At 58.4% G+C, this 15,759-nt stretch carries 22 protein-coding genes; 12 read left to right on the top strand and 10 right to left on the bottom strand.

The genetic code is table 11. The annotated features are described in order from the left end of the window. Positions 1-102 precede the first annotated feature (102 nt). Together mce and GOW56_RS13715 are read left to right on the top strand one after the other, a co-directional pair. The gene (gene mce / locus GOW56_RS13720; protein ID WP_170346086.1) at positions 103-507 is read left to right on the top strand and encodes a methylmalonyl-CoA epimerase; all 405 of its coding nucleotides are present in this window, start codon (positions 103-105) and stop codon (positions 505-507) included. A gap of 24 nt (positions 508-531) precedes the next feature. After that, positions 532-804, top strand: a complete 273-nt coding sequence (locus GOW56_RS13715; protein WP_117867937.1) for a DUF1467 family protein — start codon at positions 532-534, stop codon at positions 802-804. A gap of 6 nt (positions 805-810) precedes the next feature. Here GOW56_RS13715 and GOW56_RS13710 read toward each other — a convergent pair whose 3' ends face one another. After that, positions 811-1,509: an EI24 domain-containing protein gene (locus GOW56_RS13710; RefSeq protein ID WP_171206244.1), complete on the bottom strand. Its 699-nt coding sequence runs from the start codon at positions 1,507-1,509 to the stop codon at positions 811-813. Continuing rightward, positions 1,506-2,084 (bottom strand): nitroreductase family protein, encoded by a 579-nt coding sequence (locus GOW56_RS13705; protein WP_171206243.1) that lies wholly within the window; start codon positions 2,082-2,084, stop codon positions 1,506-1,508. The genes GOW56_RS13710 and GOW56_RS13705 overlap by 4 nt, the downstream gene beginning before the upstream one ends. Before the next feature lie 136 nt (positions 2,085-2,220). Here GOW56_RS13705 and GOW56_RS13700 point away from each other — a divergent pair, with 136 nt between their 5' ends. After that, on the top strand, positions 2,221-2,496 hold the full coding sequence (locus GOW56_RS13700) for a DUF167 domain-containing protein (RefSeq protein WP_171168874.1): 276 nt from the start codon (positions 2,221-2,223) through the stop codon (positions 2,494-2,496). On the opposite strand, the gene GOW56_RS13695 is transcribed toward GOW56_RS13700, so the two are convergent. Continuing rightward, a complete protein-coding gene (locus GOW56_RS13695) occupies positions 2,484-2,732 on the bottom strand; it encodes a hypothetical protein (protein ID WP_170346090.1) in 249 nt (82 codons plus the stop codon). The genes GOW56_RS13700 and GOW56_RS13695 overlap by 13 nt on opposite strands. A gap of 120 nt (positions 2,733-2,852) precedes the next feature. On the opposite strand from GOW56_RS13695, the gene GOW56_RS13690 reads away from it, so the two are divergent. The 5 genes from GOW56_RS13690 (at position 2,853) to GOW56_RS13670 (ending at position 4,790) form a co-directional block, all read left to right on the top strand. After that, on the top strand, positions 2,853-3,560 hold the full coding sequence (locus tag GOW56_RS13690; protein WP_171118712.1) for a M48 family metallopeptidase: 708 nt from the start codon (positions 2,853-2,855) through the stop codon (positions 3,558-3,560). Next, positions 3,557-3,925, top strand: coding sequence for a YigZ family protein (locus tag GOW56_RS13685; RefSeq protein ID WP_171206242.1), 369 nt, complete (start codon positions 3,557-3,559; stop codon positions 3,923-3,925). The genes GOW56_RS13690 and GOW56_RS13685 overlap by 4 nt, the downstream gene beginning before the upstream one ends. Positions 3,926-3,994: 69 nt before the next feature. Further along, positions 3,995-4,246, top strand: a complete 252-nt coding sequence (locus GOW56_RS13680) for a DUF6455 family protein (protein WP_152458952.1) — start codon at positions 3,995-3,997, stop codon at positions 4,244-4,246. A 14-nt stretch (positions 4,247-4,260) separates the two neighbouring features. Beyond that, positions 4,261-4,530, top strand: a complete 270-nt coding sequence (locus GOW56_RS13675) for a DUF6455 family protein (RefSeq protein WP_171206241.1) — start codon at positions 4,261-4,263, stop codon at positions 4,528-4,530. Further along, complete coding sequence (locus GOW56_RS13670) at positions 4,473-4,790, top strand: DUF6455 family protein (protein WP_371807909.1); 318 nt, start codon at positions 4,473-4,475, stop codon at positions 4,788-4,790. The genes GOW56_RS13675 and GOW56_RS13670 overlap by 58 nt, the downstream gene beginning before the upstream one ends. On the opposite strand, the gene GOW56_RS13665 is transcribed toward GOW56_RS13670, so the two are convergent. Next, complete coding sequence (locus GOW56_RS13665) at positions 4,791-5,033, bottom strand: CDGSH iron-sulfur domain-containing protein (RefSeq protein WP_171206240.1); 243 nt, start codon at positions 5,031-5,033, stop codon at positions 4,791-4,793. Between the two features lie 229 nt (positions 5,034-5,262). Here GOW56_RS13665 and GOW56_RS13660 point away from each other — a divergent pair, with 229 nt between their 5' ends. Then, entirely contained in the window at positions 5,263-5,451 is a 189-nt protein-coding gene (locus GOW56_RS13660; protein ID WP_050604769.1) for a hypothetical protein, read from the top strand. 136 nt (positions 5,452-5,587) lie between these two features. Here GOW56_RS13660 and GOW56_RS13655 read toward each other — a convergent pair whose 3' ends face one another. Beyond that, entirely contained in the window at positions 5,588-5,947 is a 360-nt protein-coding gene (locus GOW56_RS13655; RefSeq protein WP_171206239.1) for a hypothetical protein, read from the bottom strand. Positions 5,948-6,059: 112 nt separating this feature from the next. Then, positions 6,060-7,448 (bottom strand): 30S ribosomal protein S12 methylthiotransferase RimO, encoded by a 1,389-nt coding sequence (rimO, locus tag GOW56_RS13650; protein WP_171206238.1) that lies wholly within the window; start codon positions 7,446-7,448, stop codon positions 6,060-6,062. Positions 7,449-7,488: 40 nt separating this feature from the next. Between rimO and GOW56_RS13645 the strand changes: the two genes are divergently transcribed. Next, positions 7,489-9,498 carry an AsmA family protein gene (locus GOW56_RS13645; RefSeq protein WP_254447226.1) on the top strand — a complete coding sequence of 670 codons (2,010 nt, stop codon included), beginning with the start codon at positions 7,489-7,491 and terminating at the stop codon, positions 9,496-9,498. Positions 9,499-9,545: 47 nt separating this feature from the next. On the opposite strand, the gene GOW56_RS13640 is transcribed toward GOW56_RS13645, so the two are convergent. The 4 genes from GOW56_RS13640 to GOW56_RS13625 are packed head-to-tail and all read right to left on the bottom strand — an operon-like array spanning position 9,546 to position 14,111. Continuing rightward, positions 9,546-11,042 (bottom strand): phosphomannomutase/phosphoglucomutase, encoded by a 1,497-nt coding sequence (locus GOW56_RS13640; RefSeq protein ID WP_171206237.1) that lies wholly within the window; start codon positions 11,040-11,042, stop codon positions 9,546-9,548. 15 nt (positions 11,043-11,057) lie between these two features. Further along, positions 11,058-11,891, bottom strand: a complete 834-nt coding sequence (gene kdsA, locus GOW56_RS13635) for a 3-deoxy-8-phosphooctulonate synthase (RefSeq protein ID WP_171206236.1) — start codon at positions 11,889-11,891, stop codon at positions 11,058-11,060. A gap of 5 nt (positions 11,892-11,896) precedes the next feature. After that, entirely contained in the window at positions 11,897-13,474 is a 1,578-nt protein-coding gene (locus GOW56_RS13630) for a capsule biosynthesis protein (RefSeq protein WP_152458944.1), read from the bottom strand. Next, positions 13,452-14,111 (bottom strand): ABC transporter ATP-binding protein, encoded by a 660-nt coding sequence (locus GOW56_RS13625; protein ID WP_152458943.1) that lies wholly within the window; start codon positions 14,109-14,111, stop codon positions 13,452-13,454. The genes GOW56_RS13630 and GOW56_RS13625 overlap by 23 nt, the downstream gene beginning before the upstream one ends. 224 nt (positions 14,112-14,335) lie before the next feature. Between GOW56_RS13625 and GOW56_RS13620 the strand changes: the two genes are divergently transcribed. Further along, complete coding sequence (locus GOW56_RS13620) at positions 14,336-14,947, top strand: uracil-DNA glycosylase family protein (RefSeq protein WP_253283471.1); 612 nt, start codon at positions 14,336-14,338, stop codon at positions 14,945-14,947. After that, a complete protein-coding gene (locus GOW56_RS13615; protein WP_171206235.1) occupies positions 14,940-15,728 on the top strand; it encodes an SseB family protein in 789 nt (262 codons plus the stop codon). Before GOW56_RS13620 ends, GOW56_RS13615 begins: the two co-directional genes overlap by 8 nt. Positions 15,729-15,759 lie beyond the last annotated feature (31 nt).

Here is a 15,759-nt window from a genome sequence, read left to right as displayed (position 1 = left end):
GGAACTTCTGGCTAACACGACGTTAACGCGCGATTTGGCGCACTTGTCCTTTGGCGGGTCAGCCCCCATAACCCATGCAACGCAGGACAGCAGGAGTAAGACATGATTGGACGTCTGAACCACGTCGCCATCGCCGTACCGGATCTTGAGGCGGCGTCCGAGCAATACCGCAACGCGCTGGGCGCCAAAGTCGGCGCGCCGCAGGACGAGCCGGATCACGGTGTCACGGTCGTGTTCATCGAACTGCCCAACACCAAGATCGAACTTCTGTATCCGCTGGGTGACGACAGCCCGATCAACGGTTTTTTGGAAAAGAACCCGGCCGGCGGCATCCACCATGTATGTTACGAGGTCGAGGATATCATCGCGGCCCGTGATCATCTGAAAGCGACCGGAGCCCGTGTTCTGGGATCAGGTGAGCCCAAGATCGGTGCGCATGGTAAACCGGTTCTGTTTCTGCACCCCAAGGATTTCAATGGCTGCCTGGTCGAGCTGGAGCAGGTATAATCCCCCAGCCCCGGAGGGCCTGAAATGACCATTACTGCCGCGCTGGTGTTGTTTGCCGTCATCTGGTTCATGACGTTGTTGGTGGTGCTGCCCATTCGCATCAAAACCCAGGGCGATCTGGGTGACATCGTTCCCGGCACGCATGCGGGCGCGCCGGAAGTGCATCACATGAAAAGAAAGATGTGGATCACCACCGGTATCTCTGTGGTTCTGTGGGCGATCATCGCTGGAATCATCCTGTCGGGCGTGATCTCGGTGCGGGATTTCGACTGGCTGAACCAGTTGGAGCCAAGGTAATCCCCGTCAGGCCTTTTGGCCTGACAAGGCATGATAGATATGGGTGAACGTGGCGGCCCCGATGATCGGGATCACCAGGTTCACCAGCGGCACTGAAAGCGGAATGGCCATCAATGTGCCCGCCACCCAGATCGTCGTTGAATGTTTGGCCCGCAGCTTGCGCGCGCCATCGCGCCCGATCCTTCGCATCGCGGCAAGGGTAAAGTATTCACGCCCCAGCAAAAATCCGTTCATCGCCCAGAAGATGAAAGGCGCAAGCGGGGTGAAAATCGCATAGAGGATCAGCGCCAGCAGGTTTGCCACAATCAGAACGCCAAGGAAGCTGAGACCGTCCATAAGCGCCTCTGAGGCCGGGATGCGCCGTGCGGGCGGCAACGCCGGAAAATGCTTGTCCTCAACCGCCTGTGCCACCTCGTCCAGAAAGATCGAGGTGATGGCCGACGCGACCGGCACCATCAGAAAAACGGGCAGGATCAGAACGAGCACGATACCGGAATAGTTCAGAACGTCGTTCAGCCACGGCACAGCTCCCACAAACGGCAGTGAGATTTCGCTGCCGGACAGCCAGTTGATCAACCAGATCGCACCTGCACAGGCCAGAACCAGCAGCAGAATGGTCAGGCCCACGCCGCGCAGCAATACGGCGCGAAACCTGGAGTCTCCGGTCTGGCCGAGTGCGCTGAAAAAGGCGTTCAGAATGATCATTCCGTAATCCACTCTGTCAAAGCGGCAACGTTGGGCCGGGGGCGTTCCGGCGGAGTCGCTCCCTCGGTGGCGATATGGATCAAACCGGCCACGCGTTCGTTTTCGGCAAGCCCGAAAGCATCGACACAGAATTCGCGATCATGTGTTTGCCAGCCCGACAGCCAATTGGCGCCCCAGCCCGCTGCCAGCGCGGCATTCAGCAGCGCCAGACAGACCGCGCCAGCAGAGTAGGATTGTTCGATGGCCGGAATCTTATCGGATTGTTTGCGAACCTCGATGACCGCGACGGTCAGATGCCCCATATCGAACTGGCTGCGCGCCTTGGCGATGTCTTCCGGGCTTTTGTTCAGCCTTTGTCCACAGACCTCGGTCAGGGTCGCCAGGCGTGGCATGGCGCCCTTTTCCAGAACGATAAATCGCCAGGGCTCCAGTTTGCCGTGATCGGGGCTGCGGGCTGCGGCCGTCAGCAACGGCAGCAACTCTTCCCGGGTTGGGGCCGGAGCAACCAGTGTCTTGGCCGGCCGGGACCGGCGCGACTGCAAAAACTCCAGAGCGGCGGGGTTTTTCAGGGACATATGTTAACTTCCTTTACATCGGGACTCTGTATCTTGGTCGGTATTCTGCCCGTTTCAAGGGCACGCCAATGGATTGCGTGGATCAATTTCATTACGACGTGCTTCGTGCAAGACTTTGAGAAAAAAAGAGGAGACAATGGCGAAACCCAAACTGCGCGATCTGCCGGATCTCAGCGCGATGGCGCAGGCCGGGGCCGTTTTCAAACTGAAGGTGACGCCCAAGGCGGCCCGCGATCGGGTGAGCGTCGAAGACGGTCAGATCAAGGTATCAGTTACGGCCCCGCCGGAAAACGGCAAGGCCAACAGGGCCGTGCAGTTGCTGCTTGCAGAATGTCTTGGCGTCGCGCCCTCGACCCTGATGCTGAAGCAGGGGCAAGCCGCACGGATCAAGCTGTTTTCCTATGACCCCTGAGGTCCGGTTTCGCGAATTTGATAAACACCTTCGGGCAGATCCAGCGCGGCCGCCAGATCCCGCACCTGCTCGGGCGACAACGTGATCTTCTGTATTTGATCGGTGCGGGGATCAAGTTGTTCCAGCGTGACGCATTCCGCGAAATTGTTGATCACCACATCTTCCTGCAAAGGTTGTTCACCTTCGTCCACAAGCGTAATGACCGTCGAGTCGAATTCATGCTCAATCGTAAACATGAGGCCAGAGTGCAAGCCGCCGGGGCGCAATGCAAGCCGTTCGTTGAACCGGCGGTGTGGTTTCGCCGGCACGGGCGTACTATGTTGAAATCACGGCCATTCGGTCTCAAAGGATATGACATGCACAGATGGTTTGTTTTTTTGCTGTCCCTGCTGCTTGCGGCATGTGGAGAGGGGGCCTTGCGCGTCCAACCCGCCGAGGAATGGCGGGGGGATGAGCCAGAGGCCGAACCGATGGTGCAAACCTTCCGAGAGGTCAGTCGGGCCGTTGGGGCGGAAGCCCGCAGACAGTGTCTGAAACAGACGACCGGGCAGAATTGCGACTTTCGGATTCTTGTCGACTTGAACCCACAGGCTTCGGTCAATGCATTCCAGACGCTGGATGAAAACAAGCAGCCGGTGATCATATTCACCCGCTCGATGATCGAATCCACTCAGAACGCGGATGAACTGGCGTTTGTCATGGGGCATGAAGCAGCCCACCACGTGTTGGGACACATCGCCAGGCAGAGTGAAATCGCCAGCGCCAGCGCGGCTGAGTTCGGGCGGGTGGCAGAGTTGCGCGGCGGGGACGCCGCCGCCATTGAAGAGGCGCAAAAGCTGGGCGCGCAGGTCGGCGTCCAGGCTTATGTGAAAGACTTTGAGCTGGAGGCAGACCAGCTGGGAACCATCATCACGTATAATGCGGGATACAATCCGTTGGTCGGGGCAAGATTCTTTGATCGCATCCCGGATCCCGGTGACAGGTTTTTGGGAACCCACCCGCCAAATGCACAACGTGTGCAGATTGTGCGGGAAACAGCAGAGCAATTGGGTTTGTCCCAATGACCGAACTTACATGCTTGGGTGTTGTCATGACGGATCGCGGCTCGAAATACGCGGTGTCCGGGGCGCAGGTCACGACGCGGGCTGAAATCGACGCCGTTTTGAACGATTTGAAATCCGACAAGAGCTATGCCAAGGCCACCCACAACACCTGGGCCGCGGCCTTGCCGACCGGCGCGTTGAAAGCTGATGACGGAGAAAGCGGCGCGGGCATGGTGATCCTTCGGATGATCGAACGCGCCGGGCTGAAAAATCACGTAATTATCGTGACGCGCTGGTATGGCGGCAAGAAACTGGGCGGGGATCGCTTTCGCCGTGTTCAGGATGCCACGCGGGCCTATCTGGATCACATCGGCGTCCAATCTTGACCTGAGTCAATGTTTGCCTTCGCGGATGCGCTACCCTTTGGACACAGCGTGAAAGCGAAAGGAAACAGCATGCCCACCCACGAGACCCTGCGGCTGCATGCCGGATTGGTGGACGATATGGCCAGAATGCTGGACATTGATCTTGAGGAAGCCGCCATTGATGGTTCCGTTTCCGTGGACCAGATCTCTGATGCTGTTTTGCGCTGTACCGACTGCCCGAACCCGGATCACTGCAAGAGTTTGCTGAACGATCCCGGATCTGCTCGGCGGACACCCGAATACTGCCGAAATCAGGAATTGCTTCACAATCTCCTGCCTTGACACAAAGGTCTGCCATGACACATCTGGGCGAAATCATGACCCATCTGCGCTTGGTGTTGCGTATGGGGCAAGCAACCGGAACCGACTTGGCCGCGGCCTATCGGAACGGTCATCTGGAACAGGAAGAATGGGCTGAAATCGTGCAGCAGTGTCGCGGCTGTTCCTGGGCCAAGGACTGCCCGGAATGGTTGGAACGGCGCGAACAGGTTGAACAGGCGCCGTCGACATGCCCGAATCGCAAATACTTTGCCGCCCTCAAAACCAAGCAGGTGGAGAACGCTTGATGTCTCAGGTCGCGTTAGGGGAAATCGAAAAGCACTTTTGGCTTACACGCTCAGTTTCACGCTGCATGGGCATTTCAATGACCGAAGCGATGGCCGAAGGACGTCTTTCACCCGAAAAATACGCCGAGCTTGTCACACGGTGCCGCGCTGCCGGATGTGATGTGCAATGCGAGTTTTGGCTTGCCCGGCAACAGGGCACAGCGACCACTGCCCCGGATTTTTGCCCCAATGCCGAGATACTGAATGGGTTGAAAACCTGATCAAAGCCCGTTGTGCGTTCCGTCGCACAAAGGCGGTTTCGAACTGTGTTTGCAGCCACAAAAGAAGACCTTTTTGCTGCTTTCCGCAGTATATTTCACAGGCTCTAACCCGGTGCCTTTGTGCGATCCGTCGCAAAACGGCTGGCGGCTGGATTTGCCGCAGGCGCACCAGAAATAGGTTTTCCCTTCGACGACCTCGACCGGTAATGGCGATTTCTGGGCAACAATGGGCGCGTTTGACATATGGCTTCTCCGTCTTTGGCTGAATTCGCTTCAACAGTTTAGGGCGCCGGAGTCAGAAGAATAGGTTTCACGCCTCAAAGAACATCATTGCGCCATTTGATTGGCATGGATTCGCTGTGACTCACGAAGACGTGATCGATTCAGTTGCCAGATTGCTGTTCAGCCCGTATTCTTAACCTGGCCCCGAAAAGCTGGGCAATATCAGAAAAGTAATAAAGGATTGACGGACATGAAACTGAAACTCGCTGCCGTTGGCGCATTTGCACTGATCCTGACTGCCTGTGCGCAGCAGGAAGAACCGACACCTGTTTACGTTCAGCCCAGCTATGACAAAGCCGGCACACCCAGCTGTCCGGGTGGTTATCAATTGGCCACAACCGAGGCTGGCCAGACGGTCTGTGACCCAATCACTCAGTAAGCCATTCGCAGGCGGCCCGGACCCGGACCGCCTGTACGCTTTCGGGAAAAACCGTCACCAGTTGTGGCGGTTTTTTCTTGCCTGCGTTTTCACAGCTATCGGACAGGTTGCGTTCTTCGCGTTGCGCGAACCCTGTTTAGTGCCTTTTGAGGCCGTAGGTATGCTTGAACTTGAATGACTTGAATTTCTGTCGCTTGACCGAGCCATAGGGGATATGCCCGAGGACACGCCGTTTGGGAGCGGTGTATCGATAAACCGGGGCCGGCTTTTTGATATGCGCCTTGGGCCGCTTGGCATATGAATTGGCCTTCGGGGCCACGTAATACCGGTTTATCTTGTGACGGCCGTTTTTGTGAAAGCTTAGATGTTTGCCGCCAACCGTAATGAATCCGGCAGAGCCGGCCTGTGTAGGCTGGGCGTAACCGGGGGTGGCCACGAAATGCGCGACCATCAGGAAAACCACGTAGTTCAGGCCAGGCTTGAAGATACGAGACATGAAAACCTCCATGATTGGCTTTCAGTCCAAGATCGGGTCTGACCGCGTGTTCGGCCAATAAACTCGGTTCACGCTTTGCCCATATGCCGTGTGCTCGACGCGGTGTCAGACCTTAGAGGGGCTTGCCCCACAAATCGTATTCTCCGGCCTCGTCCACTTCGACCGTGACGATGTCACCGGGCCTGAGGTTTTCGAACCCCTCATCGATGAACAGATTGCCGTCGATCTCGGGCGCGTCTGCTTTGGTGCGGCAGGTGGCGGCCTCGTCATCGACCTCGTCCACGATCACCTCAAGCGTCTGCCCGACCTTCGCTCGCAACTTGGCCTCCGAGATCGCCTGTGCCTTTTCCATGAAGCGATCCCAGCGTTCCTGCTTGATTTCGGCCGGAACGTGATCGGGCAGGTCATTTGACCGCGCGCCATCGACGTTTTCATACTGAAAACACCCGACACGTTCCAACTGCGCCTCGTCCATCCAGTCCAGAAGGGTCTGGAATTCCGACTCCGTCTCACCCGGATAGCCGACGATAAAGGTCGACCGCAGGGTGATATCCGGGCAGATCGCGCGCCAGGCCTTGATTTCATCCAACGTTCTGGCCGACGCGGCCGGGCGGGCCATGCGTTTCAGCACATCCGGGTGGGCGTGTTGAAACGGGATATCCAGATAAGGCAGCACGTTGCACCCGGCATCCGCCATCAGCGGAATCAGGTCTCGCACATGCGGATAGGGATACACATAGTGCAGCCGCACCCAGGCATCGAGCTGCCCCAGCTCGCGCGCCAGATCGGTGATATGGCTGCGCACTTCACCATCTTTCCACGGGTTGATGTCGTATTTCCGGTCCAGCCCATAGGCCGAGGTGTCCTGTGAAATCACCAGCAGCTCACGCACGCCATTTTGCACCAGCTTTTCCGCCTCGCGCAGAACCGCATGCGCCGGGCGGCTGGCCAGTTTTCCGCGCATGTCGGGGATGATGCAGAACTTGCACTTGTGGTTGCAGCCTTCGGAAATTTTCAGATAGCTGTAATGGCGCGGCGTCAACTGCACGCTGCTGGCGGGCAACAGGTCCACGAAAGGATCAGGATCGGGGGGCACGGCGGCATGCACCGCATCCAGCACCTGCTCGTATTGGTGTGGGCCGGTGACAGCCATGATGCGGGGGTGATGTTCGCGAATGTAATCCGGCTCGGCCCCCAGACAGCCGGTCACGATGACTTTGCCGTTTTCCACCAGCGCCTCTCCGATCGCGTCCAGCGATTCCGCTTTGGCGCTGTCGAGGAAACCGCAGGTGTTCACGATGACAGCATCGGCCCCGGCATAATCTGGCGAAATGCCGTATCCTTCGGCACGTAGCCGGGTCAGAATGCGTTCACTGTCGACCAACGCCTTCGGGCAGCCCAACGACACCATGCCGATGGTTGGCTGGTTCGATTGGGGTGTCTCGGTGATCCGGGCAGAAGGTGCCAGGTCGGGGCGGAGGTTCGGCGGGTTTGTCGTCATGCGCGGCATATAGTCGGGAAAGCTTGCCCTTGCAAATGTGATGCGTGATTTGAATGATCACGGCAATGACAAGCCAAAAGGCGGAGAGCAGAAAATGAAATGGCTGATGCGCATCCTGTTTATCGTTGTCGCTGTGATCGCGTTGATCATTGGCGCACTGTTGCTGATGCCGGGGGAAAAGCTTGCCGCGATTCTGGCCGAGCAGGTCAAGGCCCAGACCGGGCGTGAACTGACGCTGACCGGTGATGTGCGCATTTCCTTCTGGCCGGTGGTCGGGATGGAAACCGGGCCGGTGCGTTTCGGCAACGCAAGCTGGGCCGGACCGGAGCCGATGCTCAGCGCGGATAGCCTGGCCGTCGGAGTGGACGCTGCCGGGCTATTGATTGGGGATCTGCGGATCAAACGAGTTTTTGCAGACAATCCCGTGCTGCGGTTGGAACGATCAGATGGGCGCGGCAATTGGGAGTTGAGCGCCCCGACAACCGCGACAACTGCGGTCGCGACCGGGGGGCCCACGCCGGCTGAGCCCTCGGGGCAGGTCACGCTGGATCAGCTGGAGCTGACAAATGCACGGCTGATTTACGTGGAAAATGGTTCGACGCAGATGGATTTCTCGGGCGTGACGCTATCTGCAAGCTGGCCCGAGGTGGCGGCCCCGTTGGTGATGGAGGCCGCCATGCCAGTGCCTGGAGGGGCGGTTCAGGTTGACCTGAAAATCCCGGACTTACCGGCATTTGCCGCCGGGTCAGTGACTGATCTGGAACTGGCTTTGACGGCCCCGGGCGGAGAGATCGGATTTGACGGGCGCGTCAATCTTGCGGGTGAAATGGATGGAACCACCAAGGTCGTAACGCGGAACACGGAAAGGATGCTTGCCGCCTTCGGTCAGGCTGGCACATCCGTACCGCCGGGATTGGGTAAGACCGCCGACATTTCAGCGCATATGACGTATACGCAGGACGGGCGGATTTCCATGCGGAACATGGTTGCGCAATTGGATGACAACCGGTTCGTGGGTGAGGCGGATATCACCATCTCGGACCCGCCGCGTATCGTGGCCCGTCTGGAAGTCGGTGATCTGGATCTGTCGCGGATTTCCGAAACTGCTTCTGCCTCAGGCGGCACGTCTCAGGCAAACGCTCCTGCACCTGAGGGGTGGTCGAAGGACCCTATTGATGCGTCTGCTCTGGCATTGGCGAACGGTAAGATCCGCCTGACGGCGAACTCGATCGCCGTGCCCGGGATGACGTTCGGCAAAAGCGATCTGACCCTGTCGCTGGATCGGTCGCGGGCCGTTCTGGAAATGCACCCGGCCACGCTGTTTGCGGGTCAGTTGCACGGTCAGGTGGTGGCCAACAACCGCAACGGCCTGTCGGTCGGCGGCAACGTGACCGCCACCGGGATCGATCTGAAACAGGCACTGACCACGATGGCCGGGGTCAAACGCCTGTCGGGAACCGCTGCGGGAGCGTTTGAGTTTCTGGGCGTCGGCCAGTCCGAGGATCAGATCATGCGGTCCCTCAGCGGCAAAGGAAACCTGGATGTCGGTCCCGGAGTGATTTCCGGGCTCGATCTGGACCGATTGATGGGGCAGGGCACCGGATCAGGCGGAACCACCGTGTTCAACAGCCTGACGGCCAGTTTCGCCATCGACCAGGGCGTGTTGACGAACAACGATCTGCTCATGTCACTGAAGAATTTCCGCGCAGATGGCACTGGCACCGTGGATCTGGGGGCCCGCAACATCGACTATCTGTTCACGCCTGTGGCGCTGCGCGCCAATTCCGGGCAGGGGATATCGGTTCCCGTTCGCATCAAAGGCCCCTGGAGCGATCCGACGATCAAGCCGGACCTGACCAAGGTGATCGAGGCGGCCGCAGATGTGAAGGTCAAGGAACTGGAAGACGACGCAAAACAGAAGGTTCTTGAAAAGGTCGGCAACGAATTGGATACGACGATCACCGACAGTGATCAGATCGAAGACGCCATCAAGAATAAACTTGAAGAAGAGGCAAAAAAAGGTCTGCTCAAATTATTCGGCGGCGACTGAGCAACCATCGTGCTTGGGGCATCGGGATATGCCCCAAGCAGTTGTGTTCAGATGGTTTGGTCGTATTCGCCGACACCGGGCTCGGTTCGGATGACGGCGTCAATGTCCGCGAAGATGGCGCGCATCTCAGCCTCGCTTTCGCTGCTTTCACAGACGACGACCAGATTGGGGGTATTGGACGAAGCCCGCACCAGGCCCCAGCTTCCGTTGTCCAGAATCACGCGTGCGCCGTTCACCGTGACCACTTCTTTGATTGCGCGGCCAGCGAGTGTTTCGCCCGCATCTCCCTTGGCGACCAGCTTGTCAACCAGCCGCTGAAGGATATCATATTTCTCGGTATCGGCGGCGTGTGGTGACATCGTGGGGGTAGACCAGGTCTTGGGCAGGGCCTTGCGCAGGTCCGACATGCTCTTGCCCGGGTTGCGGTCCATCAGTTTGCAGATTTCGACTGCGACACGCATTCCACAGTCGTATCCACGCCCGATCGGTTCGGCCAAAAAGTAGTGGCCTGATTTTTCGAACCCTGCCAGTGCCCCGATTTCCTTGACGCGGCGCTTCATGTGGCTGTGGCCGGTCTTCCAGTAATCGGCTTTGACGCCCAGGGCCTGCAACTCGGGGTCGCTGGCAAACAGACCGGTGGATTTCACATCCGCAACAAAGGTCGATCCGGGGTGAAGCTTGGCCAGATCACGCGCCATGATCACGCCAACCTTGTCGGCAAAGATCTCCTCGCCCTCATCATCGACGACGCCGCAGCGGTCTCCGTCACCGTCAAACCCCAGCGCCAGGTCGGCACCGCTGGATTTCACCGTGGCGGCCATGTCGTGCAGCATCTCCATAGCTTCCGGGTTCGGGTTGTAGTTGGGGAAGGTAAAGTCCAGCTGGTTATGGCTGGGCACGACCTCAACCCCGATCCGTTCGAAAATCTCGGGCGCAAAGGCCGAAGCCGTGCCGTTGCCTGTTGCGCAGACCACTTTCAGCGGGCGGGACATTTTGAAATCCCCGACCAAGTCGTCGATATAGGCCTCTTTGACGCCATCGACGAACTCGTACGAGCCGCCTTCGCGCGCGACCCCCTCGCCGTTCAGAACGATGTCACGCAGTTCCGACATCTCATCCGGACCATGGGTCAGCGGGCGGTCAAAACCCATTTTGACCCCGGTCCAGCCGTTCGGGTTGTGGCTGGCGGTAACCATGGCCACTGCGGGCACATCCAGATGGAACTGCGCAAAATAGGCCATTGGGCTGAGCGCAGGGCCGATGTCTTTGACACGGATACCAGCCTGCATCAGGCCCAGCATCAGGGCATTCTTGATCGCCAATGAATAATCTCGATAGTCGTTGCCGACTGCGATCACAGGCTCGATCCCGCGTCTGTGCATCTGCGTGCCAAGCCCCAGCCCAAGCGCGGTCATGCCGGGCAGGTTGATCTCTTCAGGATATTTCCAACGGGCATCGTATTCACGGAACCCGGTGGGCGTGATCATCGCGTCGCGCAGAAAGTTCCAGCTGTTGGGTGTTACCTCGGTGAGGGGTTTGATCATAAGAAATCTCAATCTTTAAATCTGTATCGGATTCGCTTTAGCAAGCGCATCAAATCGCATCAATGTGTCAACAAGTAGGGGCATCTGGTCGAGCGGGATCATATTTGGCCCGTCCGATGGGGCCGAGTCCGGATCCTGATGGGTTTCAATGAACACGGCCCCAACACCCAGAGAAACCGCGGCGCGGGCCATCACGGGTGCAAATTCGCGTTGTCCGCCCGAAGATCCGCCCTTGCCTCCGGGTTGCTGCACGGAATGGGTGGCGTCCATCACCACCGGATACCCGGTCTTCGCCATTTGGGGCAGCGCACGCATATCGGCAACCAGCGTGTTGTAGCCAAATGAGGTGCCACGTTCGGTCAGCAGGATATTCTGATTTCCGGTGCTTTCGATTTTGTCGACGATGTTGGTCATTTCCCAAGGTGCAAGGAATTGCCCCTTTTTCACATTGACCGCTTTGCCGGTGTTCCCGGCCGCCAGCAGCATGTCGGTCTGACGGCACAGGAATGCCGGAATTTGCAGAACGTCCACCGCCTCGGCGGCGATGGCGCATTGCGCTTCGGTATGAACATCGGTCAGAACCGGGATACCCATCGTTTTGCGGATGTCATCCAGTACCTTCAGCCCCGCATCGATGCCCATGCCACGCTTGCCCGACAGGGATGTTCGGTTCGCCTTGTCATAAGACGCCTTGAAGACGTATTGCGCCCCGGCTGCGTCGCAGGCTTCTTTCATCTTGCCCGCAATCATCTGCGCATGGTCTGCCGTTTCAAGCTGACATGGCCCAGCTATGATGGTCAGCGGAAGGTCGTTGCCGACTGTCAGGTCGGAGATTTTAACATGTTTCATGAGTTTTATGAGGATACCTGTTCACGAAGGACCGACGCGGTAAGCGAGATCATCAGGTAGATACCAGCAAACAACAGGAATGCCAAAATCGTATTTTCGAACTTGCGCGGATAACTGGGTTCCTGACTGGGAACGGGGTTGACCGAGACGGTCAGATAGCGCACCTGCCGGTTGGCTTCGGACCGGGTCGCTTCCATTTGCTGCATTGCCGTTTGCAGCATCATGTCACGCGCCGCCAGGTCCGCCTGCGCGATCTGGATACGCACGCTCAGCCGCGCCAGCGAGTTTTCGCCGTCCGAGGCATCCTGCATCTCGGCATTCAGTTCTCTCAGAACCTTTTCCAGGCGGGCGATATCTGCCTTGACGCCATCAACCTTTGCCTTGTTCGGGCGCAGGTTGTCCTGAAGCGCGGCGAGCTCAAGCTCTTTGTCCTGAACCAGTATTTCGATTTCGTTGATGCGGGCTCGCAGGCTGGCAATGACGTTTTCGGGGTCAAGAACCGCGCCCTGAAGCTGAAGCTCGATCAACTCTTCCTGAGCCTGCCTGCGCGCTTCCTGCGCCGCTTCGAAACTTTGCAGCGCGTCGCGCATCTGGTCTTCACGTTTTTTTCCGGACAAGGCATTCACCCTGTCTTCGGCATAAGAGATCAGGCGCTCGGAAAATTCGGTCGATGTCTGCGCGTCGGGGGCGGCAACCTCCATCCGAATGACCCCTTCGGTCGGGTCATAGCCGATGGTGATCATGCGTTTGAACAGCTTATAGGCGTCTTCAAGCGAGGCGTCCGGTGCCAGTCTTTGAATAGGGTCGATCCATTCCTGCTTGAAGACATCAGAAAACCCGGCATCGCGGTCCAGCAACAGCAATGCTTCTTTCGATTCCAGAAAGGACTGAACCGAGATCGAATCCTGCGTGGTGGCGAATTGCGTGCCGGCAAGCAGACCGCCGATATTGCCCGGTCCGCCATCCGCTTGCAGGATCAGGAATTCGGAATCGCTGGCATACATCGGCGTGGCGATGCGGTAGAAATAGAAGCCGACAATGAAGGTCGGCAGGAACACAAAGGCCGCCAGACGCGCAAACAGTCCAAACAATTTACGTTTGCGACGACGGGCGATGTCTTTTTGGATTTGGCCAATTTCAAAATTGCGCCGCTCAGCCGGGCTGAGCTCGGGCCCGGGCAGGTTTGTTTTCTCGGCACCCATGGCCTGCGGCAGTTGAACGTTGATCCTGTCCTTGGGTTTGTCACCCTCGTCCGATGGCCTTGCGGCGGCAAGGTCCAGAAGATTGGTGCGCTGGAAGGGGTCGATGCCCTTTTTGCGCAGCAATCGCACCGCGTCATAGTCCGACGTTGCGGCCAGACCGTGTTTCTGCGCCAGACGTCGTGCGATACGCAATTGACGGCCCGTCAGGCCTTCGCGCTTGATGTCATCCAGCTGCGTGCCGGGCTGCGCTTCGCCGGCGGCCTCGGGGCCCTGCGTCGCGTTGCGAATACGCGAGATGGCGTCCGATCGCGCCTCGGCCGAACTTTCCGTCTGGCGTCTGCGGCGCCAGTTGTATTTTCTAACCTTGGGTTTCGTAGTCATAAAGCTGCTTTGCCTCTTCCAAGGAGTCAAACATATACAATTGCCCGTCCAGAAGTACGGCCGCTTTCTGGGCGAATTTCTCCAACACGGACGGGCTGTGCGATACGATCACCAAAGTCGTCGTGCGCAACCTTTCCTTCAGGATCGCCCCTGCCTTTTCGTTGAATTCGACATCTGTTGTCGCCGGCATCCCTTCGTCGATGAGATACATGTCAAAGTCCAGCGCCAGCATCAAAGAAAAGGTGAAACGCGCCCTCATCCCAGAGGAGTAAGTGGCAAGGGGCTGGTCGAAATATTCGCCCAGACCGCAGAGCCATTTGCAGTAGGCCTCGATATAGTCGGGGTCCATACCGTAGATCTTGGCGATGTAGCGCGCGTTCTCAAGCGCTGACAGTTTTCCCGACACGCCACCGGTGAACCCCATGGGGAAAGAAACCCGGCATTCGCGACGGACCACGCCTTCGTCGGGTTTCTCCAGGCCGGCCATCATGTTGATCAACGTGGTTTTTCCGGTTCCGTTCGGGGCCAGAACGCCCAGTGAGGTACCCAGTTCGACCCGAAACGAGACCCGATCCAGAATCACCTTGCGGCGCGTTCCGGTCCAGAAGGATTTGCTGACGTTGTCGAATTCTAGCATTCGGGGTCTGCTGCTCGTTTCGTTCGTGTTGTCGTACTTGCGGGCGGCCAGAAAGGGTATTTTTTACCGTCCCATGTTGGCTACATTATGTCGAATTATGAAACAAATGATCAATGCGGTCCGGTTGCGCGCATGAATGTCTGATTGGGTGCAGCAAAGGTTATCGGTCACTTGGTGCCGCGTCAGGTCGTTATTATCTGTTTTGGCAGCCAACAACAGACCGGATGGGCAGGGGCCTTCAGGATCAGATGAACGCGTTACGTCAGGAAATCCGCGCCTGCCGCTTGTGTGCCGACAGGTTCGCGCAAACAGAAACCGCACACGAGCCGCGCCCGGTGGTCTGGTTCCGCCCCGGAACACCGATCCTTGTCGCGGGGCAGGCACCGGGCGCCCGTGTGCACGAGTCGGGGCGGCCCTTCACCGACCCGTCCGGCGACAGGCTGCGGCACTGGCTGGGGATTGGTGAGTCGGTTTTTTACGATCGCGACCGTGTTTCGATCGTACCGATGGCGTTCTGCTTTCCTGGGTATGATGCGCGCAATGCTGATCTTCCGCCACCTGCGATTTGCCGCAAGACCTGGCACGACCGGGTGATGCAGGACCTGGGGCGTGTGCCGCTGACCGTGTTGGTCGGAGGTCATGCACACAAGTTTCATCTTGGCGCGCGCGGGTCGGTGACGGACACCGTTCGCAACTGGCGGGACCATGCGCCGCGGGTCTTTGCCTTGCCTCACCCGTCCTGGCGCAATACGGCATGGTTGAAGAAAAACCCGTGGTTCGAGGCTGAACTGCTGCCTGTTTTGCGTACACGGGTCCAAGAGGTGCTGAATGACTGAATCCACGGCGTTGGACACTGCGCATGCCGCGATGCAGGCGGACCCGACAAGTGATGCCGCCCGTCTGCGTTTCTTTGAACGGCTTGCGGATAGCGAGCTGTTTCTGATGCTGACCGAAGAAGCGCGGGACGAGAATATCTCGCCCGAATTGTTCGATGTGGCTGACGGGCGCTTTGTTCTGGCCTTTGATCGTGAGGACCGGCTGGCGCAGTTTGCCGAGCGGCCCGTGCCTTATGTGGCGCTGTCGGGGCGGGTGCTTTCGGGGATGCTGTCGGGGCAGGGCATCGGGCTTGGTCTGAACCTGGAGACTGCGCCATCTTCCATGCTGGTCCCGGCGGAAGCCCTGGAATGGTTGGCTGAAACGTTGCAACACAGCCCGCAAGAGGTCGAGGAAGAGCTTGCCGAGTTTTTGCCCCCTGCCGGTCTGCCGCAAAACCTGCTGACCGCGCTGGATGCGAAACTGGCGACGGCGGGCGGACTTGCCAGCGCAGCCTATCTGGTTGCCACCAAGTCCAAATCGGGCGCGCAGGGCCATCTGTTGGGATTTGTCGATGCGATTGAAGGGGCCGAGCCCGCTTTGGCCAAAGCCGCATCCGAGGCGCTGACCTTTTCCGGGATTGAGGCAGGCGCGATGGATGTCGGGTTTTTCACCGCAAGCGAGGCCGCCGCCGCGCTTCTGGCCAAGGTGGGCCTTCGGTTTGATCTGCCCCAGCCGCAAATTGCCGAAGCGGTCCGCGAAGCCCCCGGCAGCAATCCGGACAACCCACCCATTCTGAAATAACCATCCAAACGCAAACACGCGGCACAAGCTG

Origin of the sequence: Ruegeria sp. HKCCA0235A, assembly GCF_013033235.1 — a bacterium.
Classification (GTDB): Bacteria; Pseudomonadota; Alphaproteobacteria; order Rhodobacterales; family Rhodobacteraceae; genus Ruegeria.
This window is presented reverse-complemented; position numbering and strand designations above follow the sequence as displayed.